Origin of the sequence: Rubritalea sp., from assembly GCF_051252225.1 — a bacterium.
Classification (GTDB): domain Bacteria; phylum Verrucomicrobiota; class Verrucomicrobiia; order Verrucomicrobiales; family Akkermansiaceae; genus Rubritalea.
On sequence record NZ_JBPOGE010000002.1, the window covers coordinates 331,823 to 351,726 of the forward strand.

19 protein-coding genes are annotated in these 19,904 nt (G+C 48.3%); 8 read left to right on the top strand and 11 right to left on the bottom strand.

What is annotated here, in order from left to right; all coding sequences use genetic code 11:
• Positions 1-6: 6 nt before the first annotated feature.
• The 6 genes from ACSHX2_RS03955 to ACSHX2_RS03980 form a co-directional block, all read right to left on the bottom strand.
• Entirely contained in the window at positions 7-1,500 is a 1,494-nt protein-coding gene (locus tag ACSHX2_RS03955; RefSeq protein ID WP_435690785.1) for a serine/threonine-protein kinase, read from the bottom strand.
• Positions 1,501-1,572: 72 nt separating this feature from the next.
• Entirely contained in the window at positions 1,573-2,280 is a 708-nt protein-coding gene (locus ACSHX2_RS03960; protein ID WP_435690787.1) for an RNA polymerase sigma factor, read from the bottom strand.
• A gap of 43 nt (positions 2,281-2,323) precedes the next feature.
• Entirely contained in the window at positions 2,324-3,742 is a 1,419-nt protein-coding gene (locus ACSHX2_RS03965; RefSeq protein WP_435690789.1) for an NfeD family protein, read from the bottom strand.
• Between the two features lie 107 nt (positions 3,743-3,849).
• On the bottom strand, positions 3,850-4,584 hold the full coding sequence (locus ACSHX2_RS03970) for a TSUP family transporter (RefSeq protein WP_435690791.1): 735 nt from the start codon (positions 4,582-4,584) through the stop codon (positions 3,850-3,852).
• Positions 4,585-5,973 carry a dicarboxylate/amino acid:cation symporter gene (locus tag ACSHX2_RS03975; RefSeq protein ID WP_435690793.1) on the bottom strand — a complete coding sequence of 463 codons (1,389 nt, stop codon included), beginning with the start codon at positions 5,971-5,973 and terminating at the stop codon, positions 4,585-4,587.
• A 92-nt stretch (positions 5,974-6,065) separates the two neighbouring features.
• A complete protein-coding gene (locus ACSHX2_RS03980) occupies positions 6,066-6,947 on the bottom strand; it encodes a cytochrome-c peroxidase (RefSeq protein ID WP_435690795.1) in 882 nt (293 codons plus the stop codon).
• Positions 6,948-7,531: 584 nt separating this feature from the next.
• On the opposite strand from ACSHX2_RS03980, the gene ACSHX2_RS03985 reads away from it, so the two are divergent.
• Positions 7,532-8,116, top strand: a complete 585-nt coding sequence (locus ACSHX2_RS03985) for an NAD(P)H-dependent oxidoreductase (RefSeq protein WP_435690797.1) — start codon at positions 7,532-7,534, stop codon at positions 8,114-8,116.
• 56 nt (positions 8,117-8,172) lie between these two features.
• On the opposite strand, the gene ACSHX2_RS03990 is transcribed toward ACSHX2_RS03985, so the two are convergent.
• Complete coding sequence (locus ACSHX2_RS03990; protein ID WP_435690799.1) at positions 8,173-8,895, bottom strand: SIMPL domain-containing protein; 723 nt, start codon at positions 8,893-8,895, stop codon at positions 8,173-8,175.
• A 271-nt stretch (positions 8,896-9,166) separates the two neighbouring features.
• On the opposite strand from ACSHX2_RS03990, the gene ACSHX2_RS03995 reads away from it, so the two are divergent.
• From ACSHX2_RS03995 to ACSHX2_RS04010, 4 genes are all read left to right on the top strand, one after another.
• The gene (locus ACSHX2_RS03995; protein ID WP_435690801.1) at positions 9,167-10,492 is read left to right on the top strand and encodes a glutamate--tRNA ligase; all 1,326 of its coding nucleotides are present in this window, start codon (positions 9,167-9,169) and stop codon (positions 10,490-10,492) included.
• A 124-nt stretch (positions 10,493-10,616) separates the two neighbouring features.
• Entirely contained in the window at positions 10,617-11,288 is a 672-nt protein-coding gene (locus ACSHX2_RS04000) for a choice-of-anchor R domain-containing protein (RefSeq protein ID WP_435690803.1), read from the top strand.
• A 74-nt stretch (positions 11,289-11,362) separates the two neighbouring features.
• Complete coding sequence (gene murI, locus ACSHX2_RS04005; protein ID WP_435690848.1) at positions 11,363-12,154, top strand: glutamate racemase; 792 nt, start codon at positions 11,363-11,365, stop codon at positions 12,152-12,154.
• Positions 12,155-12,195: 41 nt separating this feature from the next.
• On the top strand, positions 12,196-13,482 hold the full coding sequence (locus ACSHX2_RS04010) for a DEAD/DEAH box helicase (RefSeq protein ID WP_435690804.1): 1,287 nt from the start codon (positions 12,196-12,198) through the stop codon (positions 13,480-13,482).
• 2 nt (positions 13,483-13,484) lie between these two features.
• Here ACSHX2_RS04010 and ACSHX2_RS04015 read toward each other — a convergent pair whose 3' ends face one another.
• On the bottom strand, positions 13,485-14,087 hold the full coding sequence (locus ACSHX2_RS04015) for an SOUL family heme-binding protein (RefSeq protein WP_435690806.1): 603 nt from the start codon (positions 14,085-14,087) through the stop codon (positions 13,485-13,487).
• Positions 14,088-14,181: 94 nt separating this feature from the next.
• On the opposite strand from ACSHX2_RS04015, the gene ACSHX2_RS04020 reads away from it, so the two are divergent.
• Positions 14,182-14,658 (top strand): hypothetical protein, encoded by a 477-nt coding sequence (locus ACSHX2_RS04020; RefSeq protein WP_435690808.1) that lies wholly within the window; start codon positions 14,182-14,184, stop codon positions 14,656-14,658.
• Here ACSHX2_RS04020 and ACSHX2_RS04025 read toward each other — a convergent pair.
• The 3 genes from ACSHX2_RS04025 to ACSHX2_RS04035 all read right to left on the bottom strand — a co-directional run bounded on the left by ACSHX2_RS04025 (position 14,639) and on the right by ACSHX2_RS04035 (position 17,992).
• A complete protein-coding gene (locus ACSHX2_RS04025; protein WP_435690810.1) occupies positions 14,639-16,003 on the bottom strand; it encodes a hypothetical protein in 1,365 nt (454 codons plus the stop codon). The two genes, ACSHX2_RS04020 and ACSHX2_RS04025, sit on opposite strands and share 20 nt — an antisense overlap.
• 153 nt (positions 16,004-16,156) lie before the next feature.
• A complete protein-coding gene (locus ACSHX2_RS04030; RefSeq protein WP_435690812.1) occupies positions 16,157-16,864 on the bottom strand; it encodes a hypothetical protein in 708 nt (235 codons plus the stop codon).
• A gap of 105 nt (positions 16,865-16,969) precedes the next feature.
• On the bottom strand, positions 16,970-17,992 hold the full coding sequence (locus ACSHX2_RS04035; RefSeq protein WP_435690814.1) for a hypothetical protein: 1,023 nt from the start codon (positions 17,990-17,992) through the stop codon (positions 16,970-16,972).
• A gap of 94 nt (positions 17,993-18,086) precedes the next feature.
• Here ACSHX2_RS04035 and ACSHX2_RS04040 point away from each other — a divergent pair, with 94 nt between their 5' ends.
• Together ACSHX2_RS04040 and ACSHX2_RS04045 are read left to right on the top strand one after the other, a co-directional pair.
• Positions 18,087-19,211 (top strand): MGDG synthase family glycosyltransferase, encoded by a 1,125-nt coding sequence (locus ACSHX2_RS04040; protein WP_435690816.1) that lies wholly within the window; start codon positions 18,087-18,089, stop codon positions 19,209-19,211.
• Positions 19,208-19,792: an HAD family hydrolase gene (locus tag ACSHX2_RS04045; RefSeq protein ID WP_435690818.1), complete on the top strand. Its 585-nt coding sequence runs from the start codon at positions 19,208-19,210 to the stop codon at positions 19,790-19,792. Before ACSHX2_RS04040 ends, ACSHX2_RS04045 begins: the two co-directional genes overlap by 4 nt.
• Positions 19,793-19,904 lie beyond the last annotated feature (112 nt).

Sequence of the window (19,904 nt, forward strand, 5' to 3'; positions counted from 1 at the left end):
CTGAAATCATTGTAATGGTCGCACCGAATATTGATTCACGATAAGCTCAGACCGCTCAGCTCCTATTGCTAGTTTACGCGTATCCTGAATCTTCCACTGAAGTGAAGTTCTAATATCCAGAGCCTCAATAGCTCTTACCAAAACACGCTTCTCATCAACAAAAACTCGTAAGACCTGCTTGCTTACTTCTACACGCACCGAATAAGCGATTCCTCCCTTGAAAGCTTTCTTCACTCTCCGATTATCACCCTGCACTTGGATACCCTCTTCACTAGTCTCTAGAGCTATCAACCCCTGAGAAGTCGGCAGGAAGAGCACTACTTTCCCCACTTGATCTACTCTAGTGAGTTGCGAGTCGACCACATACTCATCTGCTAAATCAGAAGGGAATTCGATCAGAGCCTGCTCACTACTTTCACAAAACAAAGCCCCAGAATGACGCCACCACTTGCCAGCTAAACTAGCTTTCTGTAGAGAATAACCCTCTATCAGATTAGTCACCGAACTCGGATTATTCTCTTTAGCATCCACCACCTGATCAGGCTCTAACACCACACTCGGAGTTTCGCGCATTTCGCGAAAAATGAATAAACCAGCCACTAACACACACGCGGTTCCCCCGAGAAGAGCTAGACTCAAGCGCTTCACATCTCCCTGAAAACCACGCTTGGAGTCTCGACGCACTTTTCTCAATTGGCGCGCCAAATTAGCGGCTGATGCAGGACGCCTATTCGGGTCTCTCTGTAAACAGCGCATCACCAAGCGATTCAATTCCTTCGAAACTCCATATTTTGACAATGGCTCAAAAGCTCCACGCGGTGTCACCCCTGCCAGCATTTCATAAAGAATCACCCCCACAGAATAAATATCAGAACGCTCATCCACAGCGTCTCCATTCGATTGCTCAGGAGCCATGTAATCCACTGTCCCTATCGTCGTCCCTGTCATCGTCAGTGAGAGCTGCTCTTCTTGAGCTACTTTTGAAACCCCAAAATCCGTCACCTTAACCGATCCGTCTTCACCCAAGAGAACATTGGCCGGTTTCACATCACGATGGGTCACTCCTAGTGCATGCACCGCCGATAGCCCATTAAGCACTCTAATAGCAATTGAAAGAGCCTCTTTCTGACTGAGCTTCTTCTCTCGTGAAATGCGCTTTTGCAAATCCTCACCCTTAACATATTCTAACACTAGGTAGGGAGTACCGTCGGGCAGCACATCCCCATCGTAAATACCTAATACATTCGGGTGCTCCAGCTGCGCCATCAATCTACCCTCTCGCTTCAAACGCTCTAGGAAGAGCTCTTGATCACTCCCGTTCGCCGTAAATAGCTTTAGCGCCACCTCGCGCCCCAATCCATGATGCTTAGCTAGGTACACCGTCCCCATGCCTCCACGCCCCAATACTGAGAGCACATCAAAACCAGGAAGGTCAGGATCACCTACCTCAAGAGGGTGCTCTAACTTTTCCGTGAGTGCCCACGAAAGAAGTTTTTGCACATCTCTCTGCTTCAATGTTTCATCTTCAGCCAAAATTATTTCAATAGTCTAACGTAAACAACGAACACTCGCTTAATCACTCAAGATACCGATCAAGTACCGCAGCTCTTGATCTGGGTCCTCGCCTTCACCGAGTGTTTCTACTATCTCCGCTCGCAGCATTTCACCAAAACGTTTGCGAAGTCGGTGCACCCCTACCTTTACCGCTGAGAGCGAAACATCTAATCGGTCAGCGACCTCTTGATAGCCTTCATCCATTTCACCAGTGAGGCTGGCGGACAAGGCTAGGTAGAGATCTAGCTTTCCCTCACGCTGATATTTTTTCTCTAACTGCTCACGCGCACTTTCCACTACGATAATCGCCCAGCGCTTATCAAAATTCATCGTCGGATCGGTGGCATCCTCATCAGCCCAGCGAGCTTCTTCAGCCGCCACATCCATAGTATCCACTTTTCCCTCTCCCCTTTTCAGGGCGAATGCCTTCACATGTTCATCGCGGAGATAACGTTTAAAAGCAGTCAGTAAAAAAGTTCTCATTTTTCCCTTTTCCTGATCGGCTGCGGAGAAAAGAGCCTTCTCTATTCCCTTCGCTAAAAACCCCTGCACCACATCCTCGGCATCCTCCATGCTTCTTCCATAACCACGAGCAAAAGCATAGAGAGGCCGCCAATACATAGAACACAGCGCGTTCAGCGCCTCTTGCGCTTCCTCCACATTCGCATCTTTTGCACGCTGAACTAATGTCCAGCGCGTGGCGTCGAATGAGCTATTACCTTGCATCCGCTTAGCAAAAGAAAATACCTAGCTTTGCGCAATCAAATAGCTAGGAGACTTGGTCGACAATGATTCGCATACCGTCCGCCGAAACTACTTTTACAGCACTTCCATTCTCGATGAACCCATGTTGGGAAATCACATTATGAATGACGCCTAAAATTTCAGCCTTACCAGCTGGGCGCAGTTCAGTAATGACCACACCTTCTTGACCAACCAGTTCCTGGTTATGATTCTCCACACCGGTGCCTGATGGTAATTCTGCACTCACAGCAAGAGAACTATACATTGGTAGAGACGGTAAATAACGCATCACTATCATACTAACGACACCCGCTAGAGCAATCCCCACAGTCATATAAATAAGTGGCCAGCCAATCAATACTGGCAAGGTTATCAGACCATCTTTGCTGTCCTTAAAGCTATCTAACATGTCGGAATCGACCATCGCCATCATGATAGCTCCCAGCATCATGACCACTCCGATAGAGCCAGCAACAAATGTCCCAGGAATCACCGTGAACTCTAAAATGACTAACAATAGTCCCAGAGCAAAGATCACAAATAACCATCCTCCAGCAAGATTCCCATCTAGATTATTTCCTACAAAGAAAATTGCAAAGGCACTTAGACCAATCACTCCAAAAATGCCGAATCCTGGAGTCTTCACCTCCATAAACACCGCGATAAAACCAATCCCTATCAAGATTGGTGACGTCAAGCCTACCCACTGAGCAAAAGCCTCTAAACCCTTTGGCTCTGCCGAAACTACTTCAGCTCCCGCCATTCCCTCTAGCTCCAATATCGCTTCAATATTGACAGCAATTCCATCAGCTAACAAAGGTTTCCCATCCACCATTAAAATGGATTCATCAGCTACTAAGTTAAGCAGCTCCCCCTTCGCTACCTTCACCTTACCATCTGCAAACTCATATTCCTGATCACGGAACATCATGGCCTTCATCACATCAGGATTACGCCCTTTTTCTTTCGCGACAATCTTCACATAGCTAGTAAACAAAGACTCGATCTTTGCACGCATCACAGGCCCAATTTCTTGCCCCCCCCCTGACACAATCCCTGTAGAACCAATGCTTCCACGTGGGTGCATGTAAATCTTGTCACAGCCAAATGCTATCATAGAGCCAGCACTCGTGGCCTCTGGGTTTACAAACGCTATCGACGGGATCGTAAGCTCTGGCATCACCCGTGTGATCAAATCCGCAGTCTCCATCGCATAGCCACCAGGCGTATCGATATCAAAAATAATCGCCTTGGCTTTCTCCGCTTCAGCCCGCTTCATCACCTTCCTCCAATACTTGAAAGAGTGCTTATTCATCAGTGATTTCTCACCTACTTTCAGGACCACCACTTTGTCTTTATAGCTCTCAACTGGCTCACTCGACTCCTGAGCGAAAACCCCACAGCTAAGCAAAGCTGTTAGTATCATCCATAACCACTGCTTCATATCCCAAAAGCTACCATAAGCATCCCCCCGTGAAACCATTTTTTCAAAAGACTCAGTAACTCACCACCCTCACTAATCTCCCCCCTTGTGAAATTCTAACAAATTTCTCACCCAGTGATCAAGCGACCACCAGCCACTACTGCTGTGAGAATGATCATTAGCTCAAACACCGCCTGAGGTAGTTTCACTAACAACTTCTTCCCAACCCACACCGCTCCTATAATTATTGGCAGCACCGCAAAATTCCACAAGAGCGTATCCAATGTTGTCAGCGAAAGCCCTGCGCTCAATGGTAGTTTCAACAAGTTTACTAACAGAAAGAAACGTGCACCCACACCTATCAGATCCATCTTCCCCATATTCTTTGAGAGCAAATACAGCTGCATTATGGGCCCAGCGGCATTCGCTAACATCGTCGCCACACCACCAGTAACCCCAGCTGCCACTCCGAACCCACGAGAATGCGCGAGCTTAGAGGTCAGCTCTGGCTTCCATTTCCTAACCAGTTGCATCCCTACCATGCTGAGAATAATCCAGCCGATAGTGCTGCGCATAGTCTCATCAGAAACAGTATTCAGCACCCAAAGCGCTAGACCTATCCCCACCAAGGCTGGTGGCAATAAAAACCAGACGGGCTTCCAGCTGCCATATTTACGAAATGCTGGATACACGATGATATCCGCCATGATCAACATCGGCAGAGCGATACCAATCTGCTCTTTCGCGCCAAACGCCTCAGTCATCAAGAACACACCAATCAGTGATGTCCCCGAAAAACCTGCCTTAGCGACCCCTATACAAAACGCCGAAATACAGAGGATGATAAATTGCTCAGGCGTCATCTAGTCTTCGTCTAACAAACGCTCTTCTTCGTCCTCGATGTCTTCCTCGAAATCATGCAAATTACCCTGCAATACCCTTTCGCCCTCACTTGCACCAACTACGACGGCAGCACAACTGTCACCGAAAACATTCACCGCTGTACGAGACATATCTAATAAGCGGTCCACACTCAACAGAGCGACAACAGCAGTCTCAGCACCTTCGATATTAGAGTTTTTAAGGATCAATAAAATCGCCACTAAACTAGCTGAGGGAACACCCGCCACACCTATACTCGTAAGTAAGGCAGCCCCCACCACGACAAACTGCGCACCAAATGCCAGATCTACTCCCATCACCTGTGCCACAAAAATCACTGCCACACATTCATAGAGCGCAGTACCATCCATATTCACTGTCGCTCCCAGTGGCAGAGTAAAGCTTGATGTCCTCTTACTCACACCTGCATTTTCCTGCACACAACGCATTGTCACAGGAAGTGTCGCTGAGGAAGAAGCCGTTGAAAACGCAGTTAGCAAGGCAGTCTGCATTGCTTTAAAATGAGCTATTGGACTCACCTTACCGACAAATTTAAGAATCAATGGCAGAGTAACAAACATGTGGATCGCTAATGCCGTGAGCACAGTTCCAAAGTACGATCCCAGCTCGATGAAAAGACCCGCTCCAGATTTGTAAATCACGGGAAACATCAATGCGAATACACCGATCGGAGCCGTCATCATGATCCAGCGCGTGATTAAAATCATCACATCATTGATCCCCTGAATCGTTCCCTGCAGTGTCTGCATCTCATTCATGGGCAAACGCGTCATCCCTATACCGAATAAAATACTAAACACGATCAGCCCCAACATCTGTCCGTTATCCCCCGCTGCTGCGATAATGTTAGGCGGAAATAGCTTCTTAAAAAAGTCGAGGTAGTCGGTTGCCTGTTTCTCATTAGCTGCTTCCACCTTAGCTAATTCCTGGTCAGATGCCTCATCGACACCTCGATCAAAGGCCTCACGAATCTCCATATTAGGTTGCCCTCCTTCTACGAGGCCCGGCTCAAAAAGATTCACCACACTCAACCCCACCAGAATAGCCATCAGCGAAGTCAGAGCATAGAATCCTATCGTCTTAGCTCCCAATCTACCAAAGCCTTTCACGCCTCCCAGTGCTCCGATCCCTGCAATAATTGAACTAACGATCAGAGGTACAATGATCATTTTCAGAGCACTCATGAAAAGGTCTCCGACAAAAGTGCTTATACTCGTCGCCTTTTCAGCGAAGTGCGTAAAGGAAGAGATATCTCCTGACGCTACCGAAAAATTTCTAAATACCACCCCTAGGGCCACAGCGAGACCTAAGGCTATCAGTATTTGCCAGTGAGGAGCTATCTTCTTCATGGACCGAAGCCTAAAGAGCTAACAGATAGCACACAAGAATGCTTCTCTCATTTATGCACAAAAACACCAACCGAGAGACACTCTCCAGATTCTCATTCGAGTAATTCAGGTTCCTTCACCCACTCTTCCGGCAGATCACCTTTCAGCGCTTTCAGGAATTCAAAGATCTTCAGGGTATCCTCATCGCTGATCATCACCCCAGCTTCGTACTCACCCATCTTCCGAATCGCATCTAGAATAGTCCGCGAGCTCGCATCGTGAAAATAAGGCCGAGTCGCAGTCACATTACGCAGTGGAGCCACCCGGAAAAGCATCTTATGCGCCGAATCTCCCGATGTGTGATAATAGCCGAGATCCTCTTGATTCGGCCAAGGTCGCACGATCCCCATTCGTTGAATCATCTGCCCGCCAAAGTGCGCCCCTGTATGGCAGGTAGAGCAATTGTATCTATCAAAAGTAGCGTAACCTTCTATTTGTTCCAGCGTAAGAGCTTCGTCATCTCCCTCGATAAATGCATCGATCGGAGCGCGTGCGACCAACTGCTCTTGGTAAGCACAGAGAGCATCTACGATTGTCTCTTTCGTCATACCGTCCTCGGGGTAAACCGTGTGAAACATTTTTTCATAAGGAGCCAGCCTCTTAAGTCTAGCGTCCCATGCTCCCTCCCCCATCTCATATTGTGAATCCAACGAGCCAGAGATTTTCGCAGTGAGTGACTTGATACTACCTTCCCAACTATAGCTCTCTAATTGAGCAGCGTTCAACACACTTGGAATATCTCGATAGAAGTTTCCTTCTTTTTTCTGAGTCCTCAATAAACTGCGATTCGTCCCATATGCATCAAATGAGTGACAACTGACACAAGAAGACTGCCCATCAGCGGAAAGCCGGCTATCAAAAAACAATTTGTGCCCGAGACTAGCTTTCTCGCCAGCTTCAGCAGGTAAGGTCAGAGCTGCGTAATAGCTCCTCATTTCCTTTCGAAGAGAGTCCATCTCGGATGCATACAAACCGATGAAGGAAAAAATCAAGAACCAGAACACTCTCATAACGGTGAGAGTACTTACTCATAATATGAAGTCATTAGCAAAGTTACCATACTACCAGACTGGTAAGGGAATAGATTTCATGGCTCTTCGGCCTCACTAGTTGAGCACAAAAATAACAATCTTACCAACTTGAGCTATTTAAAAATAACCGTTAGTTTGCTTTGATTGGATGCCACGCATCCAGTCCTAGAATAGATCGATCAAACGACATCCCCTCAATTAACACTCCTAACAACACTCCCTTTCTTCATGTTTTCTCTAGCTAGCCAGCACCAGTGTAACGAGAGAAGCACCATGATAAAAAAGAGCATGATCAGAAAATGTCGCCATCTGCTCAGCGCAGCCAAGCTCGCTATGAACTCGAACACAAAATGGGCTCACAAGACGGAAGCTCAGGGAAATCCAGAAGCCCTACCCGGCCGCAGAAAGTGACGCATTTACCATAGGCTACGAAAAAGGCTACAACGCCGGAATATCAACACCTCACATATCTCTAACCAGTTAACTCTATGAAAAACATCTTCATCATAAACGCCCACCAAAAAAACGACTACTCCCCAGGAAAACTCAACGCCTCGCTCACCCAAAGAGCAAAGGAACTTTTTGAAAAGAAGGGATATGAGACGCGTATCACTGCGGCAGAAGCCGATTACGACATTCAACAAGAAATTAAAAACCACCAATGGGCGGATGTCATTCTAATTCAATCTCCCACTTACTGGATGGGCTTTCCATGGGTTTTCAAAAAATATATGGATGACGTCTACACAGCTGGAATGGCCGGACAGCTATGCGATGGCGACGGCCGGCACCGTCCGAACTATAAAGAAAACTATGGTGCTGGCGGAACACTACAAGGAAAGCAATACATGCTCTCGCTCACGTTCAATGCACCAATCGAAGCCTTCAACACCCCGGACGAATACCTCTTCCAAGGCAAAAGTGTCGACGACCTCTTCTTCCCAGCGCACATGAACTTCCGCTTCTTTGCCATGGAAGCACTGCCTACCTTTTCCTGTCACGATATAATGAAAGACCCTCACATCGAAGACGATTTTCAACGATTCGAAAAACACCTCGATCAGCATATTTAAGCTCGTCCATTATGACGATAACTGTGGCGCTTTATTCTAAGCTGCTCAGCCCCCCATTAGTTGTCTACGTAAAACTCTGATGTAGTCACGACTCTCACATCCTTCTTAAGTCTCTTTGTATCACCAAATCTCTCACCAACATCTATGATCGTGAATCCTCCCTGCCTAGCTGAACGAATCCGTCCTATCTCAGAACCCGAATTAGTCGCAAATTCAGCTGCCGCAATTCGAGCGTTCTTGGTAGCTTCTTTGAGCATTTCAGGTTTAATTTTATTAAGCCCTGTAAACCTGTATTGAGATGGATTGTTTGTAATATCTATACCTTCAACCATCAATTCATTGATAGTACCCCTAACAGCTTCAATAATTGAAACTCTAGTAGTCTCTACTTCTATCACTCCTGTAAGAGTGTGCCTTTCATCTACCAATACTTTATCCTCGTTACGGTACTCTTCACTAGAATAGCTAATTACCCCTATTCTTATTTCACCATCCTCAATCCCGCCCTTTTTCAAATAGTCTAAAACTCTATTTTTATTACTTTCAGATTCCTTATAAAGGTCCGGTATATCGCTTTTAGACTTTCCTGACACACTATAGTTAATCTTCCAATTAGCCTGATCTGCATCCACTCTTCGCTCGGCAAGACCTTTGACAGTGACGGTATTCAGAGCAACTCTTGATTTATAGAGGGTGTTCCCTATAAAAAATCCTGCCAGAGCAATCCCAATGGCTATTATCATGCAGGGTAATAGTAAGTATCGTGGTGTATTATTCATTTTCGTCGATGTTAGACAGCCGCGAGAGCTTAAGCCAATCTATTTAACTCTATTTTAGAGAGTAAAGCTCAATTTAGATCGAAGATCTGCGCATCATTTCATTTCAGATTCTATTTTTTGTATAAATACTAGAATGTGAAATCAGCCGCTTCCTAGAAGTTATAAAAGGATAGACGCGTCTCAGCTTGATCTTTGAAAAATTATAATCCAACAAACAAAGATTATGCATTTTTCACTAGGAGTTTCACACGCGCTTCTCTAAACCACAGCCATGAGCAAGCCGACAAATCAGCAGATCCGCACCCGATTCGCACCATCGCCAACAGGATACCTCCACGTTGGCGGCGCACGCACCGCCCTTTTCAACTACCTCTTTGCCCGCAAACACGGTGGCACCTTCATCCTCCGCGTTGAAGACACAGACAAGGAGCGCAACACTGACGAAGCTCGCGCAGCTATTTTCGAAGGCCTCAGCTGGCTCGGCATGGACTGGGATGAAGGCCCTAACAAAGGTGGCGAGCACGGACCGTACAATCAATCCGAGCGCATGGACATCTACAACGGCTACTTCGAAAAACTCGTTGCAGCTGACCGCGTCTACGAAGATGGTGGCGCTTACCGTTTCCGCTTTGAGCGCAAACCAATCGTCATGAACGACCTCGTCTGTGGTGAAGTTACTGTCGACTACACAGATGAATCCATCAACCCTGACATGGTGGTCAAGCGCTCAGATGGAACCTACACCTTCCATTTTGTTAATGTTGTCGACGACATCGAAATGGGTATGACTCACGTCCTCCGTGGAGAAGACCACCTCATGAACACTCCGAAACACCTTCAGCTTTTCGAAGCCTTCGGAGTAGAGCCCCCAGCATACGCGCACATTCCGCTCATTCTCAACATGGATGGTTCTAAAATGTCCAAACGCGACCAAGGCGCAGCCATTGGTGAATACGCCTCACAAGGCTACACAGCTGAAGCAGTATTTAACTTCCTCGCTCTCCTCGGCTGGTCACCCAAAGACGAAAGCGAGATTTTCTCACCAGACGAGATTATCGAAAAATTCACCCTCGAGGCGATCAACCGCGCTCCTGGGAAATTCGATATCGACAAGTGCGGCTGGGTCAACCAACAGCACCTCGCCAAACTCTCACCAGAAGATTTCGCTGCTACCGCTAAACCATACGTTGACGCAGCGGGCATCACTACCGATGACAAATACGTCGCCATCGCTGGTTCCATTCAGGAAAAGGTCCGCCTCCTCACGGAAGTTCCAGCCATGATCGCCTTTTTCTATAATGCCGACTACCCATTCGACACCGAGACAGTTGAAAAAGTCAAAAAGAACGAAGCCGCAGCCGGCTTGTTAGAAAAACTCGCCACCGCTTTCGCCGCACTCAGCGACTGGAGTGAAGCTAAAAACTCCATCGGCGCAACAGCCAAGGAAAATGGAGCCAAACCAGGCCAGCTCATGTTCCCAACCCGCGTAGCCCTCACAGGCGCAGCCGGCGGCCCTGACCTCGGAGCGATCCTCGAGATCCTCGGCCAAGAAGAATCCGTCCGCCGTATTCAACGCGCTGTCACTGAGCTAAGCTAAACAGCGATAACGTTTCCTATAAGTATCCCACAGCGCCTCGGCTCTGTGGGATTTTTATTCCTACCATGAAAAAAACTGACGACCATGATTGACCGATCTAGAATGAATAAGTTACACTAGTTAGGTGAAAATTCGTAAACCTCTCCTAGCTCTTCTGTTTTTATGCGGCCAATTAAATGCAGCGGTAGCTCTTAGCAATCTAGATGACTTAGCCGATAGGAATGAGACCATATTTTCTGACATTAGCCCTGGTGAATGGCATGCTACACCATTTAGTACGGATGGCTCAAATTATCAGCTAAATTCAATCACAGCCAATATCGGAGACTTTACCACCTCTGGCACTCTGTTTATGGAAATATGGAGTGCTGGAGCATCCACGGCGGCACCTGAATCATCACTACACCGCTTAACGCTCAGCATTGACACCAATGGTGTAAAATCATGGGACAGTAACTTCACTCTGTCTGCCAACACCAGCTACTTTGCGGTCATGGGCGCCGATAATGGAGGCGGTCAATGGAAACAATTTCTGAACACTAACGACCCCTACGGATCAGGGACTCCCTTTGGTGACTTTAGAGTAGATCAAGGAACTTGGACTTTAGATACTGATTTTATGGGATCACCCCTTGCCCAATCATATAGCTCTTCTAGCTTTGGTGCTTCCTGGCTTTCTGATGGAGCTATTGGTGCCCCTCTACGCTTTGAAATCGATGCCACTGTCATCCCCGAGCCGAACACCGTACTTCTGCTAGGAATCGGTACTTTAGCATTCCTCAGAAAACGCCGCTGAAACAGCTGGGCCCTTACCCTAAAGAAAAACTCTCCCTTCTCGACTTTCCTCCCAGTTCATTGGATGCTGCGCTTGTGGGTAACTTGGAAAAATCCGTTGGCATTCTCGACTCAGGAGTCGGTGGTTTATCAGTGTTGTTAGAGATCAGAAAAAAGCTCCCTAACATCCCTATCCACTACATTGGCGACTCGGCTTGGTGTCCTTATGGCAATAAGCCTGCTGAGCAGATCCAAGCCCGATCCTTCGCCGTCACAGAGCGACTCATCGAGATGGGCGCTCACACTATCGTCGTTGCTTGTAATTCAGCGACCATTCACGCAGTCGAGGCCCTCCGCGCTAGCTACCCCATTACTTTCATCGGCATGGAACCTGCAGTTAAACCTGCCAGCAAGCTCACAAAAACGGGCACCATCGGTGTCCTAGCCACGGAAGCATCCATTGCCGGAGAAAAATTTCATCGACTTCTCCAGACCCACATTCATCCAAACGGCCTTAAGGTAATCACCCAGCACTGTCCAGACTTCGTGACATTGGTGGAACGCGGCGTTCTCACCGGAGCAGAAGTAGAAGATGCCGTAAGCCGCTATGCCCTTCCCATGGTCAAAGCCGGAGCTGACACTCTCGTCCTAGGCTGTACCCACTACCCATTCCTCCGAGAGACCATTCAAAAAGTCGTCGGCCCCTCCATTCAGCTCATCGACACAGGCGAAGCCGTAGCGCGCCAAACCGCCAGCATCCTAGCTCTCGACCGTGGTCATGGTGAGATTTCTGTGCACACCACCGGAAACCTTGCTTGCCTAGAGCACCTTTTTCCGATTCTCTGCCCCTCACTGAGCGCTAATCTAGCGGAGATACTCATCACGTAGTAATCCTTCTCACTTCACACTTTCCACTCCACACTGACTCCATGTCCTTCCATCACCTTCACGAACGCATCCAAAAAGCCGTCACCGACGCTGGATATTCTAAAGAAACACCTATCCAAGAGCGCGCCATCCCTCGCGTACTCAAAGGTGCTGATGTGATTGGCATCGCACAAACTGGTACAGGTAAAACGGCTGCATTCACACTCCCTCTCCTTTCAAACTTAGCTGAGTTGACCGAAGCGAAAGAAGAACGCTGCACTCGCGTGCTCATCATTGCTCCGACTCGCGAACTCGTTTCGCAAATTCACGAGAACGTCAAAAGCTACGCTAAGTACACCAACCTCCGCACCGCAGCCATCCACGGCGGCGTGCCAGACAAGGGTCAGATAGACAAACTCAGATCAGGTGTCGATATCATCATCGCCACTCCTGGCCGTCTTCTCGACCTCGTCGAAAAAGGTCACGGTCGTTTCCAAGGACTCAAAGCGCTCGTCTTAGACGAAGCCGATCGCATGCTCGACATGGGCTTTATCCCAGACATCCGTACGATTTGTAAAAAGCTGCCTAAGTCGCGCCAGACACTTCTGTTCTCAGCGACAATGAATGGCCAGATTGAAGCCATCACCAAAGAATTTCTTAACTCCCCCACAATGGTCGAGGTCGACCGCCGTGCTAATCCAGCTGAGACCATCACCCAGTCTATCTACGAGGTCTTCGAACATCAAAAACTTGGCTTACTCAAACACCTGTTAGACAGCTCGCACCACTTCTATGCCGTCATCGTCTTCTCCCGTACCCGAGATGGAGCTGAAGAGCTCGTCAAGGCTCTGAAGTTTGCCGATGTTTCAGCCGAAGCCATCCACGGCGACAAGAAGCAAGGCCAACGCCGCCGAGCTCTCAAGGAGTTCAAGGAAGGTAAAATCCGCGTGCTCGTGGCAACTGATGTCGCTGCGCGTGGCATCGACATCGACGGTGTCACCCACGTCATCAACTACGACTTCCCAGAGCACAGCGAAGACTACATTCACCGTATTGGCCGTACCGGCCGCGCTGAGGCAGAAGGCGAAGCAATCACCTTTGTCACTCCAAATAATTCTCTAGCTCTTAAAAAGTTAGAAAAACTCATTCGCGTCACACTTCCTCGTAAAAAATCCGAGGGATTCAAGTACGACACCGCACCGACAAAAGAAGAACCACGCCGCAAAGGCCCAAAGAAGGACGACAAGAAGTCACCCTACGAGACTCCTTCTAAGTTTTCACATAAAAACAAGCCCCAGGCAGATACTCGCAAGAGACCTACTAGGAAAAACACGAAAAAGCGTCGTTAGATCTACTCATCCCCCATTTTATCCTTCACCTTGATCCACACCTCATTTGTACGAAACATTTGAGGAATCCACGGTGGGTCATAGAATGCAAAACTGGGTTCTCCTACTTCGGTAAGCTTCTGACGGCCAATCCATACACGCAGTTGATCAAGCGCCTCTTTTCTAGAGGTCTCGGAATAGGAATTTTTAAAGGAATTTACCGCGAACTTTCCGCCATCTATCTTGCTGATTGAAATGGCTGGATCGTTCGGCTTTGGAATCCCTGCTTCCACCACATTCTGAGGAACCACAAAACTCATAGACGGTTTCTGAGATGAGGCGGGCTTTGTCACCTTCGCTCCATCAATAAGCACTGGTGATGTCATCGCTATTTTCTGCTGCTTATCATTTTTCTTACCAATGTAGCCGGCCAGCTTTCGGAATGCTTGATTGCGCTGACCTTCTTCGTCCATCGTAGCTGTGACAATATGCAGCTCTCCGTATTGGCGTAACTCTAGTTTCCCATCTTGCTTAAGTAGTTGGTAGGCTGGCTTCTCAATTGCTTGAGCCGACCCAATACCGGCGAGTCCAGCGAGGAGCACCAGCTTCGTTTGGAAGTTTTTCATAATCAATTAGCCTAACATAGGAACTCACCTACGCAAACCGACTACTCAAATAGTTGACCAGCCCTTTGCTAGCCCGTACTTTAAGGAACACGCTATGAGCAACAGTAAGCACGACCTCATTCAATTTGTATTAAAAAGCCTCGAAAAAGATCTCGTAGTGCTCAGAAAAGCTGCCCTCGAGACTCATAAAAGCTCTACCTCTGAAGAGAGTAAAGCAGAAGGTAAATACGACACCCGAGGTCTCGAAGCCTCCTATCTAGCAGAAGCACAAGCTGCGCAAGTTTTACAATTCGAAGAGAGCATCACCAAACTCAAGCAAGTAGACACCGCTGATCTCGATGGTGATGACCCTATCACCTCAGGAACCATGATCATTGTCAGCACAGACTCTGAAGAGCTAGCCTATCTAATGCTCCCTGCTGGTGGAGGCATGCAGTTAGAATCTCAAGGTCTCGACTTCATCGTCATCACCCCAGACTCGCCAGTTGGAGCGACCCTCATTGGGAAAAGTGTTGGCGAACAAGTAGAACTCGCTCGGCACGGCACGGCATTTATCTCTGATCTGTGGTAAGATCTTCTAGACGCTCGTCTTGAATAAATGTCCGCAAGCGCGCAATAACCTCCAGCAGTGGCTGCCAGTCACTCACATTGGCCACCCGCACCATCGGGTTGAGTAGGCTCCCATCTACTTCCATATCCATGAAGTAGACATCATTGGTCTCAAAAGGTCGCATCAAGCTACCTTGCGCTCCTTGTATCATCTGAGAGCCGCCCTGGATTTTATTGACCCACGCAGTTTTTTCACCAGCCGCTACGACACGACAAATCCCAAAGCCATAGCCATTCATTGTAGCCACCCCGTTACTCATTACTGAAACTTCTTCACCAATCAGCTCTATCCGCGGAACCTGCATCACACCGCGCTGCAGCATGGATTGAAAGTGAAAGCTATCGAAACGGCTGTATCCACCGCGGTGACCTTCTGCAACTTCGATATTTTCAGCTCTAACATCTGCTAGAGCTTGCCAGGTCAGAGGATGCGCTAAATCCCCCACAATTCGCATTTCCCCAGAAATTGACTCCATCGCCATGCCTAAAGTTAAGTTGAGATGAGTCACTAACTCCATAGCTGATTGCTCAGGCACTTCTAAATCTACTTGGAACAGCAAACCGCTGCGACCACCTTTAACTAACAGTAGTTCAGGTTTCAGATCTAAACCGAAAAAGTTCATGTCTGTTTCTTTCACACTCAGGGCATGCCCTTTTTTTTGTACGAGAAACTCACCATGATCGACTATTCTCCTTCCACCCACGGTGACCTCACCCCAGCTCACACCGCCTGTGAGCTGTTCTCCTCCAATAGGAATTTCGGCACTGAAATCATCTAAACTTGTTAGAACTTTATCCCCTACTGTGAGACGCATTGAGCCATCGACGATACGAACCCAAGCCTCTTTTTCATCCTCTTCTTCTGGCGCTTCTGGAACCACTAAATCACCAGATGGTTTTACCTCGATTTTTTTACTCGTCGCCACTGGCTCTGCAATCTGCGTCTCAGAGTTAGCTACTACTTCTCCACCATTCGCCGCCACCTCAACGGACTGCTCATTTCCACCACTCTGCTCCATAGCAAGCTCGGGTTGCTTCTGCAGCTCCAGATTCTGGTTCGTGAGAACATACAGAATCCCAATTAAATCTTGCTCAGTTAAATCCAATGATGGCCTAACAATGTCTAAATCTTTTATTTCAATTCTACGTTCTAACAAAGGAGTAAAGCGTACCTCCACGGAGAGAGTATCCACCGTCAGTCCACCTTCTGCGACCTTGGTCTCAATGTCATAAAAACAGAGCTTACCATTGGGCAAAACATGCAGAGTCCCTATCTCCCACTGGGTCCCCGTTTTCTGTTCTAACAAAGAAGCTATTTTAGTCCTCGTCCAGCTACTATTGAGGCACACATTCGCCAAGAGATAGAACCCGATAACGGGTACTATTATGCAAAAAAACAGGCGGCGCCAGAGACGTCGCCTATTCATTAAATATGGAAGTACCTTTCCCAAGTGCTCTTATTATTTTTTAGCTGCAAAGCGGATCACTAAACCTTGATCGAAAAGCGGTCTACCTTTCGTAGAAACCTCTTGGAGGCGATATACCAAAAGACTATATTTACCGTCTTCACTGGTTCCCAGCGCCACATTTTCTTTCATCTTGGTAAGACTATTCTCTGACTGATAGCGCCATTCTTCACCTGTCCAAGCTCCTAGTAAACTCCGCTTAGGGGCCTTAATATTAGCGATACTCTCAAGAGTCCCGTTAGGCGACTTAAAGCTATTTTTTTCAGGATCAAAGGTAAGTAGCGAAAGTGAGCTAGCCTCTCCGGAACCTACCAGCTTCCACTTCCCATCACCTGACTCTGTAAGCATCAGCATTGTTTCTGAAATACGCTTTGCCTCACGCTCATCCCAGAGCTTCACGTATTTATCATACTCCTCTTGGCTCATACCAAGCTTCTCATCGTAATCAGGAATCGGACTACCGCCGGCAGTTTTCTTAGAATGTTCATCAAACCACTCAGGATCTTTTCGCGCTGCCTCGCTGAGCTTCTGCACAAACTTCTCAAACTCCTGAGGTGGCACGACCATGACTATTTCGGCCTTTACCGGTTTTTCAGCATCGAAATGCTTCGCTAACACTTCCGGCAACTCGCCAGCGTAAACGCTACTTGCAGTACAAACCAAAGCCGCCATCGCAGCCATCCACCATTGCTTAGTTTTCATAACGATAAATTCAAACCCAGCCTCACTGGAGCTGTTTTGAACTTCGCCACGCTAGTCCTGTAACCCAGCAAACACAAGGAACAATCTCGTGCTTCACCCGCAGAATTAGTGAAACCACCCAGCCTGCAGTAAGGCATCGATAGAAACACACATCGCAGATTGGCTCTTCTCTGGAAACTCAAGCTCCACCATCGCTCGCACAGTCCTCGCTGTGTTGATATTCCTGCGCCCTCCTGAGGTTATCAAACTAACCAGTTTCAAATCCAGCTGACTACCAATTTCACTATACGCCCACAGGTAGTCTTTGCGCCCTGGAATGGTCACCTTAAAACACCGGTACTTCGTGTAGTCGGCAAATTCATAACCGTGAAACCCTGTGAGCTGGGCCACTTGAAGAAATACTCTAAACGTATGAGGCCGCGTACTACGAACAGCTATAAACTCCTCCCAATTACTCGGCTGATAAATCACATCAGTCTCCCAATCGATCAATGACAATCCATCATCACTAGTCTCTACCATCAAAAAGGGTGTCTGCCCCGGCTTAGCTTGGCGCGCTTTTACCTGCCACAGCACTCCACTTTTTCCCATGACAGGTTCCTCGGGATGCTCCTCAGAGGGAGTCTCTGCAAGCAACGGATTTACTTCATAGTACTTTCCCATCAGTGGCCTCACACGCTCAGGATCTCTAACATACTCCATCTTCTCTTCTAGGCTGTTGGCACTGAGATAGTCTCGTATCACCGCCCGTCGAGAGGCTGATTTTTCTTTGTGACTGAGCTGTATTTCCTCCGCACTCTCTATCACTTCCGTCACTCTCTCCACTGTGGCCTTAGAAAGAAACAAGCCCCAAACCAGAAAACCTAAAAACAGCACAGAAATGCTTAGTACAGAATTCGTTAACCACTTACGCCCCTTTGACTGAGTATTCAGATCTACTTCATCCCACGAACTCTCCACATCCACTGTATGCTCAGGACCTTCTCCAAAAAAATGCGCATTCACACTTGGCGCCACCTGCCCCAGCGCTTCTAACTTTACTGCATCATCAATAGAAGTACTCACCACTGGACGCCTCTTTGGCTCCAACCGGTGAATTACTTTCTTTGAGGACTCTTGCTCGGACATCGCGGAAAAAATACGCTAGCAACTACACAATTGCTAGAGAAATCCAGCTCTCTAACTCGTAGAGAACAGCGTAGACGCCATCCATAAACCTGCTATGAACGAGCTCGTGAATGAGCAGAGGCCACCACGAATCATGATCACCACCGCTGGATTTGGCGAGGGCCATAACAGTGCGGCCAACCACCTGGCCGTGGCACTCGAAAAAAATGCCGAAGTAGAAATCGTCGACCCTTGCGCAAATGGAGCTCCATGGGTCAATGAGCAGCTGCGTAACTTCTACCGATTCATCACCACCCACGCCCCTAAGACTTGGGCGAAAATATACAGTTCCACCGACTCCCGCGACTTCTCAAAAGAGCGTCTCCCCATGATGCGGAAACCTGAGAACTCGCTCCACGAAACCCTCCTGAGCTACCAGCCTGATGCTATTATCAGCACCTACCCGCTCTACCCATATTTCCTCGAGCGATCATTCCAGCGCGGCGCTAAGCGCGTCCCGGTCTTCACAGCCATCACCGACTCGATCGAAATCAATTCATCGTGGAGAAAAGCCCCAACAGATTTCTGGTTAGTCACTGACACTTTAACCGAAGAGAAGCTCACACAGATTGGACTGCCGGCAGAGAAAATCATCACCACGGGTTTTGCCGTCCACCCACGCTTCCAATCGCTTTCGAGCATTCCAGCAGACGATCCCTGCACCCCTTTTCGGGTCCTCTATTTCCCGACGGCTAAAAAGCCAACCGTCAGACGCTTCATGCGAGCCATTCTTAAAGTTCCTAACACCGAAGTCACCGTGGTCTTGGGGAAAAATGTGCGCAGGCTGTATGATCGTGCACGCGAAGTCCAATTAGAATTCCCCGACCGAGTCGAGATCAAGGGCTGGACCCGCCGCGTCCCTGAGCTCCTCTGCGAACACCACCTCATCGTTGGAAAAGCTGGCGGAGCCACCGTCCACGAGGCCATTGCCGCGAAAACCCCCATGCTCATCCACCACCTCGTCCCCGGCCAAGAAGAAGGAAACCTAGCCCTCCTCCACCATCTCAATGCCGGCAAGCTCACCGAGTCCACCAGACAGGTGCGCAAAGCCATCGAACAAATGACCGCTAACAATGCTCAGGAATGGCGCGAGATGAAGCAAAGCCTCATTGACCACCGCCTACCATGCGGTGCCACAGCAGCAGCGGACTTCATTCTAGATCACATCACTCACCCATGAGAACCTACCTCTTTGACATTGGCAATGTCCTGCTCGCTTTCGATTTCACCCCAGCCCTGAATTCCTTATTAGGCTCCAACTCTCACCCCACAGCCCTCCAACAAATCATCGAGCGCAAGGACCTGTTCGAAGCCGGGAAAATAGAGACCTCCGAATACATCCAATGGGCATCTGAGCTGCTCGACTTTCGTGGTAGCGAAGCGGAATTCAAACACGCCTGGCGTCACATCTTCACCCCCATCGGCAGCACTTGGGATTTAGCCAAAGAGCTCAAATCTCAAGGCCACCGCCTCATTCTCTACTCGAACACCAATGCCATCCACGCTCCCTTCTGCCTGGAAACGTATCCAGTGTTTGAACATTTCGACCACGCGGTCTTTTCCTACGAAATCGGCGCCATCAAACCCGAGGACGACTTCTACCTCAAGTCCTTTGAGCAATTTCAGATCGATCCAGCCGAAACCTTCTACATCGACGATCTCCCAGAGAACATCGAAGCCGGCAAAAAACACGGCCTCCACACCCACCTCTACGCAGCGGAACGCCACCAAGACCTGCTCGATTGGGTCGCCTCTCATTAAGCCATTATCCAGCACGCCGCAGCACTCGATCTAGGCCAGCTTTCCTAAAAACGCATTGACGGAGCACCCCGAAATAGTCATGTATAGTGACTCTTAGGATTTTATTACAAAG